7 protein-coding genes are annotated in these 8298 nt (G+C 68.8%); 5 read left to right on the top strand and 2 right to left on the bottom strand.

The window, feature by feature from the left end:
* A partial coding sequence (locus tag Q8M88_RS04895; protein ID WP_305595127.1) for a HAMP domain-containing sensor histidine kinase occupies nucleotides 1-1121 on the top strand: 1121 nt, incomplete at its 5' end.
* Nucleotides 1122-1483: 362 nt separating this feature from the next.
* Nucleotides 1484-1699, top strand: coding sequence for a general stress protein (locus Q8M88_RS04890; protein WP_305595126.1), 216 nt, complete (start codon nucleotides 1484-1486; stop codon nucleotides 1697-1699).
* 67 nt (nucleotides 1700-1766) lie between these two features.
* Here the strand turns inward: Q8M88_RS04890 and egtB are convergent, their stop codons facing one another.
* Nucleotides 1767-3989 carry an ergothioneine biosynthesis protein EgtB gene (gene egtB / locus Q8M88_RS04885; RefSeq protein ID WP_305595125.1) on the bottom strand — a complete coding sequence of 741 codons (2223 nt, stop codon included), beginning with the start codon at nucleotides 3987-3989 and terminating at the stop codon, nucleotides 1767-1769.
* A gap of 171 nt (nucleotides 3990-4160) precedes the next feature.
* Between egtB and Q8M88_RS04880 the strand changes: the two genes are divergently transcribed.
* Complete coding sequence (locus Q8M88_RS04880) at nucleotides 4161-4739, top strand: sigma-70 family RNA polymerase sigma factor (RefSeq protein ID WP_305595124.1); 579 nt, start codon at nucleotides 4161-4163, stop codon at nucleotides 4737-4739.
* Here the strand turns inward: Q8M88_RS04880 and Q8M88_RS04875 are convergent.
* On the bottom strand, nucleotides 4736-4909 hold the full coding sequence (locus Q8M88_RS04875) for a NepR family anti-sigma factor (RefSeq protein WP_305595123.1): 174 nt from the start codon (nucleotides 4907-4909) through the stop codon (nucleotides 4736-4738). The two genes, Q8M88_RS04880 and Q8M88_RS04875, sit on opposite strands and share 4 nt — an antisense overlap.
* Nucleotides 4910-5056: 147 nt before the next feature.
* On the opposite strand from Q8M88_RS04875, the gene Q8M88_RS04870 reads away from it, so the two are divergent.
* On the top strand, nucleotides 5057-5752 hold the full coding sequence (locus Q8M88_RS04870; RefSeq protein ID WP_305595122.1) for an ABC transporter ATP-binding protein: 696 nt from the start codon (nucleotides 5057-5059) through the stop codon (nucleotides 5750-5752).
* On the top strand, nucleotides 5742-8279 hold the full coding sequence (locus tag Q8M88_RS04865; protein WP_305595121.1) for an FtsX-like permease family protein: 2538 nt from the start codon (nucleotides 5742-5744) through the stop codon (nucleotides 8277-8279). The genes Q8M88_RS04870 and Q8M88_RS04865 overlap by 11 nt, the downstream gene beginning before the upstream one ends.
* The last annotated feature ends 19 nt before the right edge of the window (nucleotides 8280-8298 follow it).

Genomic DNA, 8298 nt, shown 5'->3' with positions numbered 1-8298 from the left:
CTCCCAAATTCTGGATGGAGGGCCCCAACGCGGTCATCATCCAGGCCAAGCTCGGCGCCGAGCTTGGCGTCGCGCCCGATCGCATCGTCATTGGCGTCAGCCGCCACAGCCCGTTCGCCGACCGACGCACCGTGCGGCTGTTGCGCGACCGCATGGCGCGTCAAGGCGTCCCCCGGGAAGAGCATTTCCTGGTCGCGCCCTTCCAGGTGGCGATCAAGCGGCCGGACGGCCGCTGGCGTTTCGTTCGGCCTGAGCCCGGCTTCGGACCCGACGCCTGGCAGCAGCGCATGCTGTTGTGGTTCGCCCTGTCCGGCATAGCCATGGCGCCGGTCGCCTATGTCTTCGCACGCAGGCTGTCGACGCCGATGCGCGCCTTCGCCGACGCCGCCGAGCGGCTGGGCCGCGATCCGCGCGCGCCGCCCTTGCAACTGCGCGGCTCCACCGAGATCAACGTCGCGGTCGGCGCCTTCAACGACATGCAGCAGCGGCTGAACCGCTATGTGGCCGACCGCACGGCCATGGTCGGCGCCATCGCCCACGACCTGCGCACTCCGCTCACCCGACTGCGGTTCCGTATCGAGCACGCGCCGGAGGACCAGCGCGTCAAAATGGCCGCCGACCTCGACCAGATGGAGCAGATGATCTCGGCCGCCCTCACCTTCGTGCGCGACGAAAGCCGGGCCGGCGAACGCACGCCGCTGGAACTCTCGTCTCTGCTGGAGAGCCTGTGCGACGAGATGGCCGAGACCGGCGCCGACACCCAGTTCCTGGCCGAGGAGCGGGTGATCGTGGAGGGCGACCCGCTGGCGCTGCGCCGGCTGTTCGCCAACCTGCTCGACAACGCCGTGAAGTTCGGCGGTCAGGCCCGCGCTCGCATCTTCCGCGACGGCGTGCACGCCGTGGTGGAGATCGAGGACCGCGGCCCCGGCATTCCGCCCGAGGACGTGGAGCGGGTGTTCGAACCCTTCTATCGCCGCGAGCCGTCGCGCAGTCGCAAGACCGGCGGGATCGGACTGGGGCTGGCGGTGGTGCGCTCCATCGCGCGCGGCCACGGCGGCGACGTCTGGCTCAGCAACCGTCCAGGCGGCGGGCTAACGGCCAAGGTCCAGTTGCCCATATAACTAATTGTTACAACAATAGAATAGTTTCTCACGCCGCGCTTTCGTGCGACTCCGTCAGCGCCGCGATCGGTCATTGGCGGGATGGATTGTTCTCCCCCCAACGCCTCTCAGACCGCCCGTCCCGAACCGATCGACGCGCTCAAGCGGCGTCGGTCTCTCGTCTGTGAACGGCCTTTCGGCGTTTTCCGCGCAACCTCCACTGCGCCTTGCGGGTTTGCTTGACCACAACCCCTATGGGAGACGTCATGCCTGCCGACCCGCCATCCGCTGCTGGAAGACCCAGAGCGTCGAACACTGGCCGGCTCGCGAAAGCAGACGCCTCCACAGCTAACTCCCCCCCGCTGCAAGCTAAGGAGCCCCCTATGGACGTCGATCAGAACGCCAAACCCCGTGCGCGTCGTGGCTTCGCGGCGATGAACCCCGAACGCCGCCGCGAGATCGCCCGCAAGGGGGGTGCAAGCGTGCCTGGCGAGAAACGCAGCTTCGCCAAGGACCGTGATCTCGCCGCCGCCGCCGGGCGTAAGGGCGGCGAAGCTTCACGCGGCGGCGGGCGCACCCGCGGCCGCGACGACATCTGATTTGGTAGGCTGAGAATTCCCGCCCCGCCCGGCTCGCGTGAGCACGGGCGGGGCGCCGGACGTCCGTTCAGGACCTGAGCAGCACGATCGCGAATTTCGGTTCGGCGCTCACCCACTGGCGCTCTAGGCGCCATCCCGCCGCAGCAGCGAGCTCCGCCACACCCTCCAGCGTGAACTTGTAGGAGTTCTCGGTGTGGATCGTCTCGCCCTGTGCGAACGCGAAACGCCGTCCACTCACCGTCACCTTTTGGTCTCGCAGACTGACGAGGTGCATCTCCATGCGGCTTTCCCCGGCGTTCCAGAGCGCGCGATGGGCGAACGCCGACAGGTCAAAGTCGCCGCCAAGCTGGCGGTTGATCCGGGTCAGCAGGTTGAGGTTGAACGCTGCGGTGACGCCCTGCGCGTCATCGTAGGCGGCCACCAGGTCGGCCGGATCTTTCACAAGGTCGACCCCCACCAGGAACGCCGCGCCTTCGCCCAGCAGGCGCAAGGCGCCGTTCAAAAAGGCAGTCGCCTCCTGCGGCGTGAAGTTGCCGATGGTCGAACCCGGGAAAAAGCCGACCCGAGGCCGCCCTTCGGTCTCCGCAGGCAGTTGGAGCGCGGTCGTGAAGTCCTCAGCAAGCGGCGCCACGCGCAACGCCGGATAATCGGCTCGGATCGAGGCAGCCGCCGCATCCAGCGCCGCCACGCTGATGTCGATCGGCGCGTAGACCGCGATCTGCGGCGCCGCATCCAGCACGATCCGCGTCTTTAGGCTGGCGCCGCTGCCGAACTCCACTAGGGCTGAGCCAGGCGCTATCTCGCGCGCGATCTGAGGCGCGGCGGCTCGGAGCAAACCGAGCTCGGTGCGGGTCGGATAGTATTCCGGCAACTCGCAGATCGCTTCGAACAGCCGTGAGCCTTCGGCGTCGTAGAAATACTTGGGCGGTATCTGCTTCTGCGACCGCGCAAGACCGGTTAGGACATCCACCTCGAAATCCGACCGGGTCGGTGTTGTCGCGACGTCGGCCGCGCCGTCCTTGGCCAGGCGCACGCCTGAGAACATCCAGCGCTGATGCGGGTGGAAGAAGTTGCGATAGCTCGCTCGCGTATGGCCGTCCGGCGTCACGCACGCCCCACCGCGCAGCACGAACTGCCCCGACATGAACTTGCCGTTGTATTCACCGACCGCGCCGGCGGGCGGGTGAAATCCCGGGTACGGCGAATAGGCGCTGCGGGTCCATTCCCACAAGTCGCCGAACATCTGCTGGAGCCCGGCGGATCGGGGCGCGGCCATCGGCGCCAGCCTGCCGGCGCACAGGAAATTGCCGTGCGCGGGAAGGCCCTGAGCGGCGTGTTCCCATTCGGCCTCGGTCGGCAGCCGCGCTCCGGCCCAGGTCGCATAGGCCTCCGCCTCGTAGAAGCTGACATGCGCGACCGGTGCGTTCAGATCGACGGCGTGCAGGCCATGCAGGCCCATCACCTGCCAACCCTGCGGACCCTCGCGCCAGTAGAGCGGTGCGCGCCAGCCCTCAGCGCGGACCCGGTCCCATCCGTCGGACAGCCACAGTTCCGCGCGGGCGTAGCCGCCGTCCTCCATGAACGCCATCCATTCGGCGTTGGTGGTCAGCCGCTCGGCCAGCCGGAACGGTTCGAGGTAGGTGCGGTGACGCGGGCTCTCATTGTCGAAGGCGAAGCCGTCTCCGGCGTGACCGATCTCCACCAGCCCGCCCTCGAAGGCCGCGAAGCCCAGGGCGAGCGGCGCGCGCAGATCCGGCGACAACGCGCCCGGGGCATACGCGGGCTTCAGCGGCGACCGGTCGAACAGATGCAGGATGTCCATGAGGATCAATTCCTGATGCTGCTCTTCGTGCGCCAGACCGAGCTCGAGAAGCTCCGACGCCGCCGCGTCGTCGGCGGACAGCAAGCGCTCCATGCCAGCGTCCACATGGGCCCGATAGGCCAAGACCTCATCCAACGACGGACGGGTCAACAGGCCGCGCTCGGGCCGGGGTTGGCGATCTCCGATCGCCTCGTAGTAGGAATTGAAAAGGTACATATAGGCGGGATCGAACGGTGCGTAGCCCGGCAGGTTCGGCGTCAGCAAGAACGTCTCGAAGAACCAGGTGGTGTGCGCCAGGTGCCATTTGGCGGGACTGGCGTCCGGCATCGACTGTGCAAGCTGATCTTCGGCGCTGAGGCCAGCGACCAGACGCAGGCTGTTTTCCCGAACGCCGCGATAGCGCAGCAGCGGCGTGTCGAGTTCGATGTGGTCGGAGCCGAAGCCCGCCGCGTCATCTGATGGCGACATGCTTAGGCTCCCCCCAGGTCGAGCCGGACAAATGGCGCTCCCGCGCGCGTGCTTGGAGACCGGTTCGGCGAACGCCGCAGGTTAGCCAAGGTTCCAAGATTGGCGCCTTTGGGCCGCGCTTCAAGCCGGAACGGATGATCCCAGGCCGCGTTTCGGCTCTAGCCGGCGACCATGGAGCAGCGCTCCGGGCGCGAGGTCAGCGAGGTCTGTATGACTGCGGCGTCGAGTTGGCGCGACGACGTCGTCGAACTGCTCCCAGCGCTCAGGGCGTTCGCATGGTCGCTCAGCCACAACAGTCCAGATGCCGACGATCTTGTTCAAGAAACACTCATAAAAGCATGGTCTAATAAGGATAAATTCGAGACCGGGTCCAATCTTCGCGCCTGGCTGTTCACGATCCTGCGCAACACCTACTACTCAAATGTCCTGCGTCGGCGCCGCGAGATTCCGGATGAGGGCGGCGTCTATTCAGGCGCCCTCAAGACAGCGGCGACCCAGGACTGGAGCCTCGCCTTGCACGCCCTGCAGGCCGCACTCGCACAGCTGCCCGACGAACAACACGAAGCGCTGATCCTGATCGGAGCAGCCGGGCTGAGCTACGAGGAAGCCGCAGAGGTATGTGGTTGCGCTTTGGGCACGATAAAGAGCCGCGTGAATAGGGCGCGCGCCAAGCTATTGAAGATCATGGACGCCGAAGACGCATCTGACGTCGTGGCGTCGACCAGTCGATCGGCGTTGGACGGAAACTAGCGGCTTCCGCTGGCGAAATCGGCGCCTGGCTCGTCTCTGTCGTCGTCGAGCTGGTCGATCAGCGACAGGAGCCGGCTCGGCAACGGAAGCGACTGCAACGCCTCGAACATGCCACGCAACGCCGCGTCGACATGGGTCAACCGATCTAGATCAACCGCCTTGCGCGCCATCGGCTCGCTCCGAAAGGGAAAACCTGACCTTGAAATACCCGCGTGGAGTTAATGAACAACGCGGCATCTGCGCGCATCCAAGCAAGTTTCGCCCAAAAGTGGAGCATTCGATGCGCACAAGTCGGGCAATGACTAATGTGTCGCACCGTGACCGCGCCTGACCCCGCCACGCCACTGCTCGCTGTCCGCGACTTGCGCAAGTCCGTGCCCGGCGGCCGCGTGTTGTTCGACGGCCTGGACTTGGTCCTGCACGCAGGGGACTTCGTCGCCGTGACCGGAGAATCCGGCGTCGGCAAGTCCACCCTGCTGAACCTGATCGCTGGCCTGGACCAGGCGGACGCAGGCTCAATCCGCCTGAACGGCGATGAGCTCGGGGGCCTGGACGACGATCAGGGCGCGCGATTGCGTCGCGAGCGGATCGGCTTCGTCTTCCAGGCCTTCCACGTGTTGCCTCATCTGACCCTGGCGCAGAACGTCGCCCTGCCCCTGATTCTGCAAAGGCGCGGTCAGGCTGTATCGCTGGAACGCGCGCGGGCGATGATGGCGGAGGTCGGGCTGGGCGCGCGCGACGCGGACTACCCCGCGCAGCTCTCCGGCGGCGAACTTCAGCGGGTGGCGATCGCGCGCGCGCTGGTGCATCGCCCGGCGCTGATCCTCGCCGATGAGCCGACAGGCAATCTCGACCCGGAAACCGCCGCGAGGATCATGGAACTGCTGACCCATCAGGTTCGCAACGCTGGCGCCGCGGCGATCCTGGTGACGCATTCCGCCGCCGCCGCGGCCGCCGCCGATCGCAGCCTGACGTTGACGCGACACGGCCTGACCGGCGCCGATGCTGCCTGAGCGCCTCTCCAGCGGGCCGCTCGCGCGATGGTGGATGATGCGCGGCGAATGGCGCGCCCACCCTGCCCGCGCCGTGCTGGCCGGGCTGGCGATCGCCGTGGGCGTGGCCCTGGGTTTCGCCGTCCACCTGATAAACGCCTCGGCCCTAAACGAATTCGCCAGCGCGATCAGCGCCGTGAACGGCGAAGCCGACCTGCAGGTGCGCGCCGCCGGCCCAAATGGCTTTGAGGAGGCGCTCTACCCGCGGCTGGCGCGCACGCCTGGCGTCGCCCACGTGAGCCCCGTCGTCGAGGTCGCAGCGCATGCCCGCAACGGCGCGTCGGTGCGGCTGATCGGTCTCGACGTGCTGCGCGCCGCAGCCGTCACACCGGCGCTGCTCGGCCAACGCGCCGGCGCCATGGGGGGCGATCCCTTCGACAGCCAGGGGGTTTTCCTGTCGCCGACCGCGCTCGCCGCCACCGGCGCGCGTCTGGGCGAGCCGCTGGTCCTCGCGGCCGGCGCTCGGCAGGTCCGGTTCGTTGTCCGCGGCGTGCTCGCGGCCGCGCCACAAGGCCAAAGTCTGGCGGTGGCGGACATCGCCGAGGTCCAGTGGCGGTTCGCGCGCCTCGGCGCCCTCGACCGCGTCGACCTGCGCATCGACCAGGGGGCCGATCCAAAGGACGTGGCGGCCCGCGTAGCAGGCATGCTCCCGGCGTCGGCCCAGGTGGTCACCCAGCAGGCACAGGCGCGGCGCAGCGACGCCCTCTCGCGCGCTTACCGCGTCAACCTCGACATGCTGGCGCTGATGGCGCTGATGACCGGCGGCTTTCTGGTCTATTCGGCGCAGTCCCTGGCCGTCGCACGGCGGCGGCCGCAGTTCGCCTTGCTGCGCGTCCTCGGGGTCGAGCGCGCGGCTCTGCTCAGGCTCGTGGTCGCTGAGGCCGCGATCGTCGGCACGCTGGGCGCGCTGGCCGGACTGGCGCTGGGCGCGGGGCTGGCGGAGGCCGCCTTGCGGGTGTTCGGCGGTGATCTCGGCGGCGGCTATTTCAGCGGAGAACGGCCAAGACTATCGCTCACGCCGGGTCCAGCGCTGGTCTTCCTGGCGCTCGGCGTCGCTGCGGCGTTGCTGGGCGGCCTGCTGCCGGCGCGTGAGGCTGGGCGCGCGGCGCCTGCCGTGGCGCTCAAGAACCTCGGTGACGCGGTGGACCCCAACCGGCGCCCTGCCGTCGGCCTCGCACTGACGCTGCTCCTGGCGGGCGCTGTGGCGGCCATGGCGCCGGCTCTGCGCGGCCTGCCGGTGTTCGGATACCTGTCTATCGCCCTGATGTTGGCGGGCGGGGTCGCGGCGACGCCCTGGCTGGCGCGCGGTCTGCTCGGTCCGCTCCAGGGACGCGCCGGTCGGGCGCCGGTGGTCGACCTGGCGCTGAAGCGATTGTGGGGCGCACCTTCGCAGGCCGGCGTCGCGCTCTGCAGCATCGTCGCCAGCACCAGCCTGGTGGTGGCCATGGCGGTGATGGTCGCCAGCTTCCGCGGCTCGGTCGACGAATGGCTGCTGCAGGTGCTGCCCGCCGACATCTACATGCGAGTCGAGGACGCGAGCTTCGAGCCCGCTGCGCAGGCGCGCATCGCGGCGGTTCCGGGCGTCGCCCACGCCGCCTTCCTCGGACAGACCAGCCTGCGCCTGGCGCCCGACCGGCCAGAGGTGGCGCTGATCGGCCAGACGATCGACCTTCGCGCGCCCGGCCGCACCCTGCCGATGATCGGGAAGTCCCGGCCCGTTCCTGAGGGCGTCACCCCGGTGTGGGTGTCGGAGCCGGCGCAGTGGATCTACGGCTACCGGCCGGGCCAGCAGATCACCTTGCCGATCGGCCGCAGGGCTGACGGCGAGTCGCTGTTCGTGGCCGGCGTCTGGCGCGACTACGCCCGCCAACACGGCGCGGTCGCGATGACCTCCGACGACTACACGCGGCTGACCGGTGATGCGGGCCGCAGCGGCGCCTCGATCGAACTGGCGCCGGGCGCATCGGCGGACCGGGTGATCGGCGCGCTAAAGGCCGTCGTGCCGGCCGGCGCACGCGAGCGGCTCACCATCGCCAGGCCCAGCGTCCTGCGCGCCGCCGCCCTCGCCACCTTCGACCGGAGTTTCGCAGTGACCTATCTGCTCGAGGCGGTGGCGGTGCTGGTGGGCCTGGCCGGCGTCGCCGCCGCGCTCTCGGCCCAGACACTGGCCCGCACCAAAGAGTTCGGGATGCTGCGCCACATCGGCGTCTTGCGCCGCCAGATCATCGGCATGCTGGCCACGGAAGGCGCGCTGCTGGGTTTGATCGGGGTGATCGCCGGCGCAGGCCTGGGGTTGGTCATGAGCCAGGTGCTGATCCATGTGGTCAATCCGCAGTCCTTCCACTGGACCATGCGGACGCGCGTGCCCTGGGGCCTGCTGGCGGGGTTCGCCGCCGCCCTGATCGCCTGCGCCGCCGCGACGGCGCTGGTCGCCGGCCGGCGCGCCGTGTCGCGCGACGCGGTGCAGGCCGTCCGGGAGGACTGGTGATGCGCCCGCCCCATCGCCG

It is taken from the genome of Phenylobacterium sp. (assembly GCF_030693805.1).
In the GTDB taxonomy this organism is placed as follows: domain Bacteria; phylum Pseudomonadota; class Alphaproteobacteria; order Caulobacterales; family Caulobacteraceae; genus Phenylobacterium.
This window is presented reverse-complemented; position numbering and strand designations above follow the sequence as displayed.